Origin of the sequence: Pseudomonas sp. 10S4 (assembly GCF_034344865.1) — a bacterium.
Classification (GTDB): domain Bacteria; phylum Pseudomonadota; class Gammaproteobacteria; order Pseudomonadales; family Pseudomonadaceae; genus Aquipseudomonas.
In genome coordinates, this window is the sequence record NZ_CP133774.1 from 1,191,069 (window position 1) to 1,206,371 (window position 15,303).

General features: G+C 60.2%; 8 protein-coding genes and 3 pseudogenes. 3 read left to right on the top strand and 8 right to left on the bottom strand.

The genetic code is table 11. The features are described 5' to 3' along the window. Window positions 1-45 precede the first annotated feature (45 nt). The 5 genes and pseudogenes from RHM58_RS05650 to RHM58_RS05675 all read right to left on the bottom strand — a co-directional run bounded on the left by RHM58_RS05650 (window position 46) and on the right by RHM58_RS05675 (window position 6,941). Window positions 46-3,064 (bottom strand): annotated as a pseudogene (locus RHM58_RS05650) (sarcosine oxidase subunit alpha). Continuing rightward, window positions 3,061-3,390, bottom strand: coding sequence for a sarcosine oxidase subunit delta (locus RHM58_RS05655; RefSeq protein WP_201198362.1), 330 nt, complete (start codon window positions 3,388-3,390; stop codon window positions 3,061-3,063). Before RHM58_RS05655 ends, RHM58_RS05650 begins: the two are co-directional and overlap by 4 nt. A gap of 14 nt (window positions 3,391-3,404) precedes the next feature. Next, window positions 3,405-4,656, bottom strand: a pseudogene (locus RHM58_RS05660) (sarcosine oxidase subunit beta). Window positions 4,657-4,679: 23 nt separating this feature from the next. Further along, on the bottom strand, window positions 4,680-5,933 hold the full coding sequence (glyA, locus tag RHM58_RS05665) for a serine hydroxymethyltransferase (RefSeq protein WP_201256681.1): 1,254 nt from the start codon (window positions 5,931-5,933) through the stop codon (window positions 4,680-4,682). A 291-nt stretch (window positions 5,934-6,224) separates the two neighbouring features. Next, window positions 6,225-6,941 carry a TraX family protein gene (locus tag RHM58_RS05675; protein WP_322269834.1) on the bottom strand — a complete coding sequence of 239 codons (717 nt, stop codon included), beginning with the start codon at window positions 6,939-6,941 and terminating at the stop codon, window positions 6,225-6,227. Window positions 6,942-7,072: 131 nt separating this feature from the next. Between RHM58_RS05675 and RHM58_RS05680 the strand changes: the two genes are divergently transcribed. Both RHM58_RS05680 and RHM58_RS05685 read left to right on the top strand, forming a co-directional pair. Beyond that, a complete protein-coding gene (locus RHM58_RS05680; protein WP_201198366.1) occupies window positions 7,073-8,113 on the top strand; it encodes a low specificity L-threonine aldolase in 1,041 nt (346 codons plus the stop codon). 248 nt (window positions 8,114-8,361) lie between these two features. Further along, on the top strand, window positions 8,362-9,186 hold the full coding sequence (locus RHM58_RS05685; protein WP_322269837.1) for an SDR family oxidoreductase: 825 nt from the start codon (window positions 8,362-8,364) through the stop codon (window positions 9,184-9,186). 122 nt (window positions 9,187-9,308) lie between these two features. Here the strand turns inward: RHM58_RS05685 and gbcB are convergent, their stop codons facing one another. Beyond that, window positions 9,309-10,409: a glycine-betaine demethylase subunit GbcB gene (gbcB, locus tag RHM58_RS05690; RefSeq protein ID WP_201189876.1), complete on the bottom strand. Its 1,101-nt coding sequence runs from the start codon at window positions 10,407-10,409 to the stop codon at window positions 9,309-9,311. A 465-nt stretch (window positions 10,410-10,874) separates the two neighbouring features. Between gbcB and RHM58_RS05695 the strand changes: the two are divergent. Beyond that, window positions 10,875-11,989, top strand: a pseudogene (locus RHM58_RS05695) (aromatic ring-hydroxylating dioxygenase subunit alpha). Window positions 11,990-12,111: 122 nt separating this feature from the next. Here the strand turns inward: RHM58_RS05695 and RHM58_RS05700 are convergent. Both RHM58_RS05700 and RHM58_RS05705 read right to left on the bottom strand, forming a co-directional pair. After that, entirely contained in the window at window positions 12,112-13,356 is a 1,245-nt protein-coding gene (locus tag RHM58_RS05700; protein ID WP_201198371.1) for a metallophosphoesterase family protein, read from the bottom strand. 27 nt (window positions 13,357-13,383) lie between these two features. Then, the gene (locus tag RHM58_RS05705; RefSeq protein WP_322269839.1) at window positions 13,384-15,243 is read right to left on the bottom strand and encodes a cytochrome c; all 1,860 of its coding nucleotides are present in this window, start codon (window positions 15,241-15,243) and stop codon (window positions 13,384-13,386) included. Window positions 15,244-15,303: the final 60 nt, after the last annotated feature.

A 15,303-nucleotide genomic window follows, 5' to 3' on the forward strand; every position in this document is an offset into this window, starting at 1 on the left:
CTCAGACGACTCGGTGCAACCGCCCGCCCACAGGACTCGAGGCCATTAGATGTTCTGGCGATCACCCTTCGGATCGAAGAACACCGAAGAAACAATCTCCGCCTCGATCACGCTACCGTCGGCCAGCGGTGCGAACACCCGCTCACCGATGCGTTTCAAGCCGCCCTTCACCACACCCATGGCAAACGAATAGCCGAGGGAGTTGTGCGCGTAGCTGGAGGTCACGTGACCAACCATGGTCATCGGGATGGTTTGCTTGGTGTTGAACACCAGTTGCGCCCCTTCCGGCAGCCATTTGGTCGGATCGATCGGCTTCAGGCCCACCAACTGTTTACGTTGATCACGCACGCAGTCTTCGCGGTTCATGCCACGCTGGCCGATCCACGAGAACGGTTTGGTGCGACCGACACACCAACCCATGTTCAGGTCGTCAGGGGTCATCGAGCCGTCAGTGTCCTGGCCGACGATGATGAAACCCTTCTCCGCCCGCAGTACGTGCATGGTTTCAGTGCCGTACGGAGTCAGGTTGTACTGCTTGCCAGCCGCGACGATTTTCTCGAGCACGCCCATGGCGTAGTCGGCTTGCACGTTGACTTCGTACGACAGCTCACCGGTAAACGAAATCCGGAACACCCGCGCCGGCACACCGCCCACCAGGCCTTCTTTCCAGGTCATGAACGGGAACGCTTCGTTGCTCAGATCAATGTCGGTAACTTCGCTGAGCAGCTTGCGGCTGTTCGGCCCGGACAGGGTCATGGTTGCCCAGTGATCCGTCACGGAAGTGAAGTACACCTTCAGGTCTGGCCATTCAGTCTGTTGGTAGATTTCCAGCCATTGCAGCACGCGTGCAGCGCCGCCGGTGGTGGTGGTCATCACGAAATGGTTGTCGGCGAGACATGCGGTTACGCCGTCGTCGAACACCATGCCGTCTTCTTTGCACATCAGGCCGTAGCGGGCTTTGCCCACGTCGAGCTTGGTCCAGGCGTTGGTGTAGATGCGGTTCAGGAACTCCCGCGCATCCGGGCCTTGAATGTCGATCTTGCCGAGGGTCGACGCGTCCAGCAGGCCGACGCTGTCGCGCACGGCTTTGCATTCGCGCTTGATCGCGGCGTGCAGGTCTTCGCCGTTTTTCGGGAAGTACCACGGACGTTTCCACTGACCGACGTCTTCGAATTCAGCACCGTTCTTCACGTGCCAGTGATGCAGCGCGGTGAAACGTACTGGTTCGAAGATGTGCCCACAGTGACGACCGGCCACAGCGCCGAAAGTCACCGGCGTGTAGTTCGGGCGGAACATCGTGGTGCCCATCTGCGGGATGGTCACGTTCAACGAACGGGCGGCGATGGCCAGACCGTTGACGTTGCCGAGCTTGCCCTGATCGGTGCCGAAGCCCAGCGCGGTGTAGCGTTTGACGTGCTCGACCGACTCGAAACCTTCGCGGGTCGCCAGTTCGATGGCGGCGGCGGTGACGTCGTTTTGCAGGTCGACGAATTGCTTCGGCGCCCGTGCGGTCGCTTTTTCGTGCGGCACCTGGAACAGCGCCAGAGTCGGCTCTTCATGACGAGTCAGGGCTTTGGGCAGTACGCCCTCGACCACACTGAAACCGGCTTCGCTGGCAGCGCGAGCGCCCCCTTCAAAACCATCGGCCAGGGAATCGCCGAGACCATAGACACCGTTGATGCCACCGACGCACACGCGTTTCTGCGGTGCTTCGCCCGGTACGAAACCGAGGATGTCTTCACGCCAGGTCGGCTTGCCGCCCAGGTGCGAAGCCAAGTGGACCACCGGGCTGTAACCACCGGAGGTGGCAACCAGATCGCAATCCAGCCATTCGCCAGGACTGGTCACAGCGTGGGCTTTGACATCAATCGCCGCCACGCGAGCCGCGGTAACGTGCTTGCTGCCACGGGCTTCGATCACGGCGCTGCCGGTCAGGATGCGGATGCCTTTGGCGCGTGCCTCTTCAACCAACGCACCGCGCGGGTTGCTGCGGGCATCGGCGATGGCCACCACTTGCAGGCTGGCGTCGAGCCAATCCAATGCAACGCGGTAGGCGTGGTCGTTGTTGGTCGACAGCACCAGTTTCTTGCCCGGTGCCACGCCGTAACGACGAACGTAAGTCGACACAGCGCCGGCGAGCATGTTGCCCGGCACGTCGTTGTTGCCGTAAACCAGTGGACGCTCGCAAGCGCCGGTCGCCAGTACTACGCGTTTGGCGCGAACCCGGTGAATACGCTGACGGACCTGGCCAATCGGAGCGCGGTCGCCGAGGTGATCAGTCAGGCGTTCGTGAATGGTCAGGAAGTTATGGTCGTGGTAACCGTTGACGGTGGCGCGCGGCAACAGCAGCACGTCCGGGGTGTCTTTCAGTTCCGCGATGACGCTGGCAACCCATTCGGTCGCCGCTTTGCCGTCGAGGCTTTCGCGGGAATCGAGCAGGCTGCCGCCGAACTCTTCCTGCTCATCGGCCAGGATTACACGAGCACCGCTGCGCGCAGCGGCCAATGCAGCGGCCAGGCCAGCAGGGCCGGCGCCGACGATCAGCACGTCACAGTGCTGGTTCATGTAGTCGTAGGTGTCCGGATCGTTCTCGGTCGGCGAGCGGCCAAGACCGGCAGCCTTACGAATGTACTTCTCGTAAGTCATCCAGAACGATTGCGGGTACATGAAGGTTTTGTAGTAGAAGCCCGGCGGCATCAGCTTGCCGCCGACCTTGCCGAGAATCCCCATCATGTCGTTGTTCACGCTCGGCCAGCCGTTGGTGCTGGTGGCGACCAAACCTTGGTACAGCGCTTGTTGCGTGGCGCGCACGTTCGGGATTTGCGTAGCTTCGGTGGCGCCGATCTGCAGCACCGCGTTCGGCTCTTCGGCACCGGCGGCGAAGATGACCGCGTGGCCGGGAATACTTGAAGCTGCGACCGATGATGTCGACACCGTTGGCCAGCAAGGCTGCAGCCAGGGAATCGCCTTCAAAGCCTTTGTAGATCTGGCCGTTGAAGGTGAAGCTCAGCACTTTGTTGCGGTCGATCCGTCCGCCGTTGGACAGGCGATTGATCTGGCTCATACCTTCTCTCCCAGAGCCGTGGCGGCCGCTTTCGGGCTGTCGGTCTTGTCGGTGAATTGTGGCTTGGTGCCGATCTTGTAGGTTTCGAGAATCTCGTAGGTCACGGTGTCGCGGGTCGCGTTGAAGTACTGACGGCAACCGGCGGCGTGAATCCACAGTTCGTGGTGCAGACCGCGAGGGTTATCGCGGAAGAACATGTAGTCGCCCCACTCCTCGTCGGTGCAGGTAGTCGGATCCAGTGGACGCGGGATGTGCGCCTGACCGGATGCGTGGAATTCCTCTTCGGAGCGCAGTTCGCCGCAGTGAGGACAGAAGATATGCAACATGGGGATTTCTCCTGTTAGTGGGCAACCGCAGCAGCGCCGTGTTCATCGATCAACGCACCGTTGTGGAAACGGTCGATGGAGAAAGGTGCAGCCAATGGGTGCATTTCACCCTTGGCCAGGCTCGCGGCAAATACGTTGCCCGAGCCAGGTGTTGCCTTGAAGCCGCCGGTGCCCCAACCGCAGTTGAAGAACATGTTCGGTACCGGGGTTTTCGAGATGATCGGGCATGCATCCGGGGTGGTGTCGACGATGCCGCCCCACTGACGGTTCATACGTACGCGGGACAGCACCGGGAACATCTCGACGATGGCCTGGATGGTGTGCTCGATCACCGGGTACGAACCGCGCTGGCCGTAACCGTTGTAGCCGTCGATGCCGGCGCCGATCACCAGGTCGCCCTTGTCGGACTGGCTGATATAACCGTGCACGGCGTTGGACATGATCACGCTGTCGATAATCGGCTTGATCGGCTCGGACACCAGCGCTTGCAGCGGGTGGGATTCGATCGGCAGGCGGAAACCGGCAAGTTTGGCCATGTGCCCGGAGTTACCGGCGGTCACTACGCCGACGCGCTTGGCGCCGATGAAACCCTTGTTGGTTTCAACACCGATGCACACGCCGTTTTCCTTGCGGAAACCGATCACTTCGGTCTGCTGGATCAAGTCCACGCCCAAGGCGTCGGCGGCACGGGCAAAGCCCCAGGCCACGGCATCGTGACGAAGCCACGCCGCCACGGCGCTGAACGGTTGCGCCCAGCACCGGGTAGCGGGTGTTCCTGGAGCAGTCGAGGTACGGAATCTCGTCGGCCACTTGCTTGGCATCGAGCAGTTCGCCATCGACGCCGTTGAGGCGGTTGGCGCTGACCCGACGCTCGGAATCACGAATGTCTTGCAGGGTGTGGCACAGGTTGTAAACGCCACGCTGGGAGAACATCACGTTGTAGTTCAGGTCCTGGGACAGGCCTTCCCACAGTTTCATCGCGTGTTCGTACAGGTGCGCCGACTCGTCCCACAGGTAGTTGGAGCGAACAATGGTGGTGTTGCGCGCGGTATTACCGCCGCCCAGCCAGCCTTTCTCGACCACGGCCACGTTGGTGATGCCGTGCTCCTTGGCGAGGTAGTAGGCGGTCGCCAGACCATGCCCGCCACCGCCGACGATGACCACGTCATAGACCTTTTTAGGGGTCGGCGTGCGCCACATTTTCTGCCAGTTTTCGTGATGGCTGAGGGAGTGTTTGAAGAGGCCGAAGCCCGAATAGCGTTGCATAGTCATTTACTCCAAAACCGCGCTCAGCGATAAACCGGGAAGTCCGCGCACAGGGCTGCCACTTGCTGCGCGACATTCGCCTCGACATCGGCATCGCCGAGGTTGTCGAGGATGTCGCAGATCCAGCCGGCCAGCGTCACGCACTGGGTAACCTTGAAGCCGCGAGTGGTCACCGCCGGGGTGCCAATGCGCAGGCCCGAGGTCACGAACGGCGACTGTGGATCGTTCGGCACAGCGTTCTTGTTCACGGTGATGTGGGCGCGACCGAGGGCAGCGTCCGCTTCTTTACCGGTGAGGCCCTGACGAATCAGGCTGACCAGGAACAGGTGGTTGTCAGTGCCGCCGGACACTACATCGTAGCCGCGTTTGATAAACACGCCGGCCATGGCCTGGGCGTTGTCGATCACTTGTTGTTGGTAAGCCTTGAAACCAGGCTCCAAAGCTTCCTTGAAGCACACCGCCTTACCGGCGATCACGTGCATCAGCGGGCCGCCCTGACCACCGGGGAACACGGCGGAGTTGAATTTCTTTTCCAGTTCTTCGTTGGCCTTGGCCAGGATCAGGCCACCACGTGGACCGCGCAGGGTTTTGTGGGTGGTGGTGGTGACCACATCGGCGTACGGCAGCGGGTTCGGGTACAGGCCGGCAGCGACCAGACCGGCGACGTGAGCCATGTCGACGAAGAAGTACGCGCCAACCTTGTCAGCGATCTGACGGAAGCGCGGGAAGTCCAGAGTCTTCGAATAGGCCGAGAACCCGGCGATGATCATTTTCGGCTTGTGCTCGACCGCCAGGCGCTCGACTTCGTCGTAGTCGATCAGGCCGGTGTTGGTGTCGATGCCGTACTGAACGGCGTTATAGAGCTTGCCGGAGAAACTGACTTTGGCGCCGTGGGTCAGGTGACCGCCGTGGGCCAGGCTCATGCCCAGCACGGTGTCGCCTGCGTTCAACAGGGCCAGATAAACCGCGGCGTTCGCCTGGCTGCCGGAGTGCGGCTGGACGTTGGCGTAATCGGCGCCGAACAGTTGCTTGGCGCGCTCGATGGCCAGGGCTTCAACCTTGTCGACGTGCTCGCAGCCACCGTAGTAGCGCTTGCCCGGATAACCTTCGGCGTATTTGTTGGTCAGGCCACTGCCTTGCGCTTCCATGACGCGTTTGCTGGTGTAGTTCTCTGACGCGATCAGTTCGATGTGATCTTCCTGGCGTTGCTCCTCGGCATTCATCGCCGCCAGCAGTGCATCGTCGTAGCCCTTGATCTGGTCTTGCTTGCTGAACATCGCGTCTCTCCCAGCGGCGGCTTGTGCGCCTTTCGTCTCGGTGAGGCACGTACCTTTCGGCAGTGCCCTTTGGATGCGATGGTATGACCGGCGCAGACAGGTCAAATGCCTATGGACGCCACGCAAAGGTGCGTTTACGACATGGGCTGAAATGGCTGGCCGAACACGGTCATCGAATCAGCTGAGATCCCCTGTGGGAGCGGGCTTGCTCGCGAATGCGTCAGGTCAGTCAACATCGTTGGTGGATGACAAACCGCATTCGCGAGCAAGCCCGCTCCCACAGGGAATGTGTCAGGCGATGAGTTGGCGCAAGGCCAACAGTGCGAGGAAATGCGCGGGGTAGAGCACATACGCCCAGCGGCGCATCGGCGGCGGCTTGAGGCGCCCGGCGTGACGCAACAGAAGTACGCCGGCCAGTGGCGCGATCAGACAAGCGGCGATCCCGAAGATCGCCACACTGTTGCCCAACTGCGCCGCCTCATATAGCACCTGCCACTGATTCGCCGCCAGACACACCAACCCCGGCAACAGGCTGAAATACCACGGCCGGCGGATCACCAGCAGCATCGTCAACGGCAACAGCACGCCGAAGAAACCGAACATCAGTCGCTCCGGGAACAGCACCGCGAGCAACACGCAAGCGACCGCCAGCAGTCGCGATTGAAGCGTCGGACTTTGCCAGCCCCGCGCCACCAACAGGCCCAGCGCCAACGTCGGCAGCACGTTCAACGTGTCGGGATCAGGAATGAACAACCGATAGGGAATTTCACTAATCGCACTAAACAGCATCAACCAACCCAGATAGCGCCACTGACCGTCAGTCGTTACCGCACGCATGCGCGCCAGATTCGCCGCCATCGCCAGACAGAACCAGGGAAACGCCAACCTGCCCGGCACATACAGAAAATCGAGGGAGTAACCGACATATCGCAGGTGATCGAGCACCATGCTCAGCAGCGCCAGCCACTTGAGCAGATCCAGCGCGCCGTCCCGTTGCGTCATGTGCATAATTGCCCGTCAATTGTGTAATTTTCTGACAGCATCATCGCGTGTGCTCTCCGGACGATCTTCGGTAAAGTGCGCACCATCATTGACCACAAAACCCTTCACCATAGGGGTTTTGAACACGGAATCAGGCCATGACCGATAAGAGCCAACAATTTGCCAGCGACAACTATTCCGGTATCTGCCCTGAAGCCTGGGCGGCCATGGAACAGGCCAACCACGGCCACCAACGCGCTTACGGCGACGACGAGTGGACCGCCCGCGCATCCGACGATTTCCGCAAACTGTTTGAAACCGACTGCGAAGTGTTCTTCGCCTTCAACGGCACCGCAGCCAACTCGCTGGCCCTGTCGTCGCTGTGCCAGAGTTACCACAGCGTGATCTGCTCGGAAACCGCCCACGTCGAAACCGACGAATGCGGCGCGCCGGAATTCTTTTCCAACGGTTCCAAACTGCTGGTCGCACGCACCGAAAACGGCAAGCTGACCCCGGAATCGATCCGCGAAGTCGCGCTCAAGCGCCAGGACATTCACTACCCCAAACCCCGCGTCGTGACCCTGACCCAAGCCACTGAAGTCGGCAGCGTCTACACCCCGGAAGAAATCCGCGCCATCAGCGCCACCTGCAAAGAGCTCGGCCTGAACCTGCACATGGACGGCGCACGATTCTCCAACGCCTGCGCATTCCTCGGCTGCTCCCCGGCCGACCTGACCTGGAAGGCCGGCGTCGACGTACTGTGCTTCGGCGGCACGAAAAACGGCATGGCGGTGGGAGAGGCGATTCTGTTCTTCAACCACAAACTGGCTGAAGACTTCGACTACCGCTGCAAACAGGCCGGGCAACTGGCTTCGAAAATGCGCTTCCTGTCCGCCCCGTGGGTCGGCATCCTGGAAAACGACGCCTGGCTCAAATACGCCAAACACGCCAACCATTGCGCGCAACTGCTGGCGGAACTGGTCAGCGACATCCCAGGCGTGGAACTGATGTTCCCGGTACAAGCCAACGGCGTGTTCTTGCAACTCTCGGAGCCGGCCATCGCCGCACTGACCGCCAAGGGCTGGCGCTTCTACACCTTCATCGGCAACGGCGGCGCACGCTTCATGTGCTCGTGGGACACCGAAGAAGAGCGCGTGCGGGAATTGGCGGCGGATATCCGCGAAGTCATGTCCCGCTAAGAGCAACCTGCCCCCTGTGGCGAGAGAGCTTGTCGAAACGTCGCACCGTCCCGCTCGGCGGCGCAGCCGTCGTAAAACCAGCCAATGCGGTCTGCCTGACAGACCGCATTCTCAGTAGTTGGGGCCGCTTCGCAGCCCAGCGGGAGCAAGCTCCCTCGCCACAGTGACCGCGTACACCTGAAGACTTCGTCTACATTGTCTGGCGAGCCGTTCCATCTGCTCAGACAATAATAATCAGGAGCGCACGCATGTCCTTACAAGGCAAAACCCTGTTCATCACCGGCGCCAGCCGGGGCATTGGTCGCGAGATCGCACTGAGGGCCGCGCGGGATGGGGCCAATATTGTGATTGCCGCCAAGAGCGCCGAGCCGCATCCCAAGTTGCCGGGCACGATTTTCAGCGTGGCCAAGGAAGTCGAGGCGGCGGGTGGCAAGGCGTTGGCGTTACAGGTGGATGTGCGCGATGAAGTGGCGGTGCGTGAGGCGCTGGCCCGGGCCAATGAGCATTTCGGCGGGATTGATGCACTGATCAACAATGCCGGGGCGATCAAGTTGACGGGTGTTCAGCACGTCGAGCTTAAGCGCTTCGACCTGATGCATCAGATCAACACCCGCGCGGTATTGCTCTGCAGCCAGGCTGCCCTGCCCTATCTGAAGAAAAGCAGCGGACACATTCTCAGCATTTCCCCACCGTTGAACCTGGCGAGCAAATGGTTCGCGCAATACAGCCCTTACACCGTGACCAAGTACGGCATGAGCATGCTGACCCTGGGCATGAGTGAGGAATTCGCCAGTTACGGCATCAGCGTCAACTCGCTGTGGCCGCAGACCATGATCGCCACCGCTGCCATCGAATTTCAGCTCGGTTCGCGGGAATCCTTCAAACACGCACGAACGCCGGCGATCATGGCGGATGCTGCTTACGCGATTCTGAGCAGCAGCGGTCGCAGCATTACCGGGCGGTTGCTGATCGATGAAGAGATTCTCGGAGAAAATGGGGTGACGGATTTTGAAGGCTATCGGTTTGAACCGGGCTCAACCGACAAACTGATGCCGGACCTGTTTGTCGACTGAAAACACCGACCCATGTGGGAGCGGGCTTGCTCGCGAAGGCGGCGTGTCATTCGACATCAATGTTGACTGATCCGACGCCTTCGCGAGCAAGCCCGCTCCCACATTAGGTTTTGCGCAGTGCGTTAGAACTCAATCCGCACATCGCCCTTCGGCACGCTGCAGCACGACAAAATAAACCCTTCGGCCTCGTCTTCCTCGGTAATCCCGCCGTTGTGATCCATTTCGACCTCGCCGCCCAGCTTCATCACCTTGCACGTGCCGCAAATCCCCATCCCGCACGCCTTCGGAATCAGCAGACCAAGCTTGGCCGCCGCCGCATGCACCGTCTCACCCGGCGCCACGCGAATGCTCTTGCCGGATGCAGTGAATTCCACTTGATGCAGGTCCGCCACGTCGATGTCTGGTGCGTCGGCGGCGATTTCGGCTTGTTCCACCGCATCGGCACGGGCTTCCGGTGGCGTCGCACCGAAGGATTCCTCGTGATAACGGCTCATGTCGAAGCCGACCGCTTCGAGCATGCGCTTGACCGCGTTCATGTACGGCGTCGGGCCGCAGCAGAAAACTTCGCGTTCCAGGAAGTCCGGCGCCATCAGCTCCAGCATCTTGTGGTTCAGGTAACCGCGATAACCGGCCCACGGTTCGCCCAGACCATGCTTCTCGCAGATCAGGTGCAGGCTGAAGTTGTCGATCCGCGACGCCATGTGTTCCAGCTCGCGGTGGTAGATGATGTCTTTCGGTGAGCGGGCGCTGTGGATAAACACCATGTCGACGTTGCCGTTGGTGTCGTAGAACCAGCGCGCCATCGACATGACTGGCGTAATACCAACGCCGCCGCTGAGGTACAAAACCTTCGGCGCGGTGAAGTCCATGGCGTTGAACAGCCCGACCGGCCCGTGCACCGCCAGCTCCTGGCCTTCATGCAAGGTGTCGTGCAGCCAGTTGGAGACCTTGCCCCCCGGCACACGCTTGATCGTCACCGAAAAGCTGTACGGCACCGACGGTGAGCTGGAAATGGTGTAGGAGCGCATGATCGGCACGCCGTCGATTTCCAACTCCAGGGTGACAAACTGCCCCGGCTTGAAGAAGAACAGGATTGGCTGATCGGCCATAAAACAGAAGGTGCGCACGTCCCAGGTTTCCTGGATGACTTTGACGCAACGGACGATGTGTCGACCATTGGCCCAGGTCTGGGTGGTTACCGGATTCAGGAAGCTGTTGGACATGCTGTTCTCCACCGCCGATGGTCGGCCTTATGTTGGCGATTCTGCGTATAGCGCGAGCCACCCATTTACCTATCTGCGACATTCACATACTTATCGCGACCAGCCCCCAATTACCGGGGGTTGCGCGTCGGGAACAGATTGGGCCATGTCGCCCATGGATAAGGTTCTGGGCAGCGCCGGGCCCACACTCGCTTCACACAAAGACAGATTCTTTACACCTTGCGTAGCAAACCGTATCAGCCACTTTTCGCCGGCCACACAGAAATGGCCTTGAGGATCAAATCGATGGACGTCACCGCAAAAATCAGCCTGGGCGATCCGCTGGAACCCGCACGCAAGGCAACCGCGCAGATGCTGCAAGAACGCGAGCGCACTTACTCGCTGCCGCAGCCGTTTTACTCTGACGAGCGGCTGTTTGATATCGATATGCAGGAGATCTTCCAGAAAGAGTGGCTGATCGCCGGCATGACCTGCGAAATCCCGACCAAGGGCAACTACCTGACCCTGCAAGTCGGCAAGAACCCGATCATCGTGATTCGCGGCGCCGAAGGCGTGGTGCATGCGTTCCACAACGTCTGCCGCCACCGCGGCTCGCGTCTGTGCACCAGTGAAAAAGGCAAAGTCGCCAAACTGGTCTGCCATTACCACCAGTGGACCTACGAGCTGGACGGTCGCCTGCTGTTCGCCGGCACCGAAATGGGCGCCGACTTCGACATGAAGCAGTACGGCCTCAAACCTGTAAATGTGAAGACTGCCGGCGGTTACATCTTCATCAGCTTGTCGGAGAACCCGCCGGCGATTGATGACTTCCTGCAGACGCTGAACCATTACATGGAACCGTACGACATGGAGAACACCAAGGTGGCGATTACCACCACCTTGATGGAAAAGGCCAACTGGAAACTGGTGCTGGAAAACAACCGCGAGTGCTACCACTGCAACGCGTCGCACCCGGAACTGCTGAAAACCCTGCTGGAATGGGACGACGTCACCGACCCGCGCGCCGACCAGGGCTTCAAGGACCACGTCGCTGCTTCCGCCGCTGCCTGGGAAGCCGAGAAGATTCCTTACGCTCACGCCAGCTTCGGCCTGCGGAACCGTATCGTGCGCATGCCGCTGCTCAAGGGCACCGTGTCGATGACCATGGACGGCAAACAGGGCTGCGCCAAACTCATGGGCAGGATCAAAACCCGGACCTCGGTTCGATGCGCATCCTGCACCTGCCGCACTCGTGGAACCACTGCATGGGCGACCACATCATCGTGTTCACCGTGTGGCCGATCAGCGCTCAGGAAACCATGGTCACCACCAAGTGGGTCGTGCACAAGGACGCCGTCGAAGGCGTGGACTACGACGTGGAGCGCATGCGCCAGGTCTGGGATGCCACCAACGATCAGGACCGTCGCCTGGCCGAAGAGAACCAGCGCGGGATCAACTCCACCGCTTACCAGCCTGGGCCTTACTCCAAAACCTATGAGTTTGGCGTGGTGAACTTTGTGGATTGGTACAGCGAGCGCCTGCTGAACAACCTTGGGGCTGAGCCTGCGCCTTACCTCAAAGGTGTGCCGGTACAGGGCTAACATCAAAGCTTCGCGAGCAAGCCCGCTCCCACAGTTGACCGTGTTGTTCACAGATGTTGTGCACGACACAGATCCAATGTGGGAGCGGGCTTGCTCGCGAAAGCGGTTTCACATTCACCCAATCATTTTGAAGACCACCGCACCGACCCATCCTCACCAATAAACGTCTCTTCGATGTTCTCCCCCACCAGCCGTACCTTCACGTAACCGTTCAATACCCGATCCGGGTACGCTTCATCCTGCGCATTTTGGGTTTCCGACCACAGCACCCGCGAATGCCCGTCCAGCTCGCTGGCATTGCCGTATGGAATCGCCCCATGCCCGGCGCAGCGTGCATGCAACCCGCCCTGGGCCGCATAGCAAATGCCGTTGTGCAAATGCCCCCAATACCAGTAATCCGGCTCCCGTCCCAGCGCATCACACACCGGTTGATACAGCGCGGTTTTGTTGTGCCCGGAAATATCGAAGCCCTGATGATGACTGAGCACCATGATCTTTTTGCGCTGGGGCAGCTCTTTCATCCAGGCGATCTGTTCCTTGTTCAGCGTGCCGTCCATGTACAGGTTCATCGCATCCGAGGCATAGGCGCTGTCGAGGCCGATCACCAGCCAGTCGTCGTTGTACAGCGCGAAATAGCTGGTGCCCTGCTGCGTCGGAAAACGCTTGGCCAGTTCCTTGAAGTAACCGTGGGCGCCGCTGTACATCTCGTGGTTGGAATTGAGCGTGAACGAACCGTGCTTGCCCATCGGCCAGCCGACCATATCGACATCTTCCTGAGAGTGCGAGCCGGCGTAGTACACGTCCCCCAAGTGAATGGTGAAATCAGCCTGGGCGAGCTGCATTTGATTGGCCACTGCCACCGCCGGAGCGTGGGTATCGAACGGCCCGGTGCCCCAGTCGCCGGCAATCGCCAGGGTCACGTCGCTGTCCATTTTCATCAGCGCCGGGGTGGTGGCGAACGGTGCGTGATGGCGCAGGTTTTCAATCCACTTCAGCAGCGCCTCGCTCCACAGCAGGTCCAGCAGCTCCCATTTTCGACAACCGAGCAAGCTGCCGTCCTTGAGCACTTGGGTTTGCAACTCGTCGGTCGATTGCGGCAACGGCGTGGCATTGCCGATGTGCAGGATCGACAAACCGTGGGACAACTCCCACGGCACGCTCGGTTCATCGTCCGGCAGTTCGCCGTGTTTGAGCACGTATTGCGCCTGATCGTGACCGCGTTGCAGCAGCGTGACAATGGCCTCGAACTCTTCGGGCTCGATGTCGCTGATGAGTTTTTTCCAGGCCATGTCCAGCCGTGTATACAACCCGTGCAGGCGAACCTTGACCTTGTCGTACTCATGTTCCCAATGAGCGACTAGTGACATGTTGGCATTCCTCCATCCGTAGTGGGATCACAGGGTTTTCATGAATTCGATGAGCGCCCGTTTATCGACGTCCGACAGTTGCGTGCCATACAGGTGGCCGCTGTTGTGATTGCCTTCAAGTCGAGTGTCGAATTTGAAACCGCCCGGTGTTTGACCCGTGGTGACGAAGCCAACCTTCTGTTGGTCGTAGACGTCGGAACCGGTGAAGAACACCTGCGGCCGCTGTTCCGGCGGTTGCAGCAAATCCCACAGCGTCGGCACCGAGCCGTTGTGCAGGTAAGGCGCGCGCATCCAGATGCCGTCGGTGGGGGTGTTGCTGTAGCTCTGGGTCTTGCGGTAGGCGTTGAAGTCGAACGGCGGTTTCTTGAAGCCGTGGAAGGCGTCGACTAAACCGGTGGTGAACGAGTCCAGTCGATGAGGATCGGTGCCCAGTTCATCGATGCTGGTGGTGACCTGGCCGGTGTCGGTGCGGCCGAATTCATGGCAACTGGCGCAGTTTTTGTCCCAGATCGGTTTGCCTTGGGCGACCTTGGCCTGATCCAGCGCCCACGGCCACGCCGGTGGCTTGGTACCGAGCAGCCAGTTGGTCACGCGGTTGAAGCTTTCGGGCAGTACCGATTCCGGCGTCGCACCCACGGCCATGGCCGCTGCGTAGTTACGCTCGTGGATGTCGTTGTTGTTGCCGTCCCAGTGCAGGTACAGCGACTCCCGGGGTTTCTGGTTCCAGACTTGCGGCAAGTCGACGGTGCCGATGGTCGAGTCATCCGGGAAGCCGAACACCACCATTTTCGTCGGGTTGAAGGTGTCGGTACGCCCCGGTCCTTGGGGTGGCCGCAGTTTTTGCCAGGCGTAGGCCTGTTTCTGTTTGAGCAACGCGCTCTTGGCCATCGGGATGATCAGGTAGCGGTTGTACAACCGTTCGAAAAAACCGAGCTGGAACTTGCTATTGATCGCCGTCATCACCGCATCGGTGGTGAATTTCGGATCACTGGCGCAATCGTAGGCGAACCACTGGAACGCTTGCAGTTGCAGGGTGTTGGCCGGTGCGGTGGCCACTGTTGTGGCGACGTCGCTGGCATTCGCCCGGTAGGAACCGGTGTGGCACAAGGCGCAGTTCGGCTCGACCGTCGGGTAGCCGATCTGCCGCTTGGCCATGCCGATGGGCAGGTCCTTGCCGTTTTCGTAGAGGAAGCCGAAGACTTCGTAGCTGCCGGGTTTCGGCAGTTTCTCCGGGCACATCTGCGGCAGCACGGCGAACAGGTAATACGGGATTCGCGCTTCGATGCCGAGGCCGATGGCGGCGTATTTGTAGTGGTCTTCGTCGGAGGCATATTTCTGCGCTGGCACCACTCGCAGCATCTGATACCAGGTTTCGTAGCCGATGAATCCGAGCAGCAGCACCACGATCAGCGTGCCGACTTTGAACCCATGACTTTGCCAACGCCGCGCCCAGCCCCCGCGCCATTCCCGCCAGCCGTCGCAGAGCAGCGCCAGCGGTCGATTGGCCGGCGATGTGCCGAGGTACAGCAGAATCCCGAGGATCAGAAAGAAGCTCAAATCCCCCATCAGCATCGGCACAAATACCGTGGCCTGGTTGCTGGTGTTGATCAGATAAATCCAGAACGCCACGGCGATCAGCCGCGTCAGCACGCACAACCAGGAATGCACCACGAAGCGCGGCGCGTTGAAGCCCGACGGCATGTAGAACACGCTGATGCCGACCAGCAACATGCCAGCGTTTTCCAGCCAGGGATCGGAGAGTTGCGGCGCCAGGCCGAGCATCGATGTCAGCAGCGCCGGGGCGAACAGGGCCGGCAACGCGAAGAACATATTCATCACGATGCCTAGCCAGATGAAGCGTTGAAACCAGCGGATGTAAGTGTCCATATCATCCATTTCCTTGTTGTCACCAAAACCCGAGGTAACACACCTGTGGCGAGGGGCTTG

Bases quoted from the DNA above. Each gene is read 5' to 3' on its own strand.
- RHM58_RS05655 (WP_201198362.1), bottom strand. From the start codon at position 3,390: ATGTTGCATATCTTCTGTCCTCACTGCGGCGAACTGCGCTCCGAAGAG.
- glyA (WP_201256681.1), bottom strand. From the start codon at position 5,933: ATGTTCAGCAAGCAAGACCAGATCAAGGGCTACGACGATGCACTGCTG.
- RHM58_RS05675 (WP_322269834.1), bottom strand. From the start codon at position 6,941: ATGCACATGACGCAACGGGACGGCGCGCTGGATCTGCTCAAGTGGCTG.
- RHM58_RS05680 (WP_201198366.1), top strand. From the start codon at position 7,073: ATGACCGATAAGAGCCAACAATTTGCCAGCGACAACTATTCCGGTATC.
- RHM58_RS05685 (WP_322269837.1), top strand. From the start codon at position 8,362: ATGTCCTTACAAGGCAAAACCCTGTTCATCACCGGCGCCAGCCGGGGC.
- gbcB (WP_201189876.1), bottom strand. From the start codon at position 10,409: ATGTCCAACAGCTTCCTGAATCCGGTAACCACCCAGACCTGGGCCAAT.
- RHM58_RS05700 (WP_201198371.1), bottom strand. From the start codon at position 13,356: ATGTCACTAGTCGCTCATTGGGAACATGAGTACGACAAGGTCAAGGTT.
- RHM58_RS05705 (WP_322269839.1), bottom strand. From the start codon at position 15,243: ATGGACACTTACATCCGCTGGTTTCAACGCTTCATCTGGCTAGGCATC.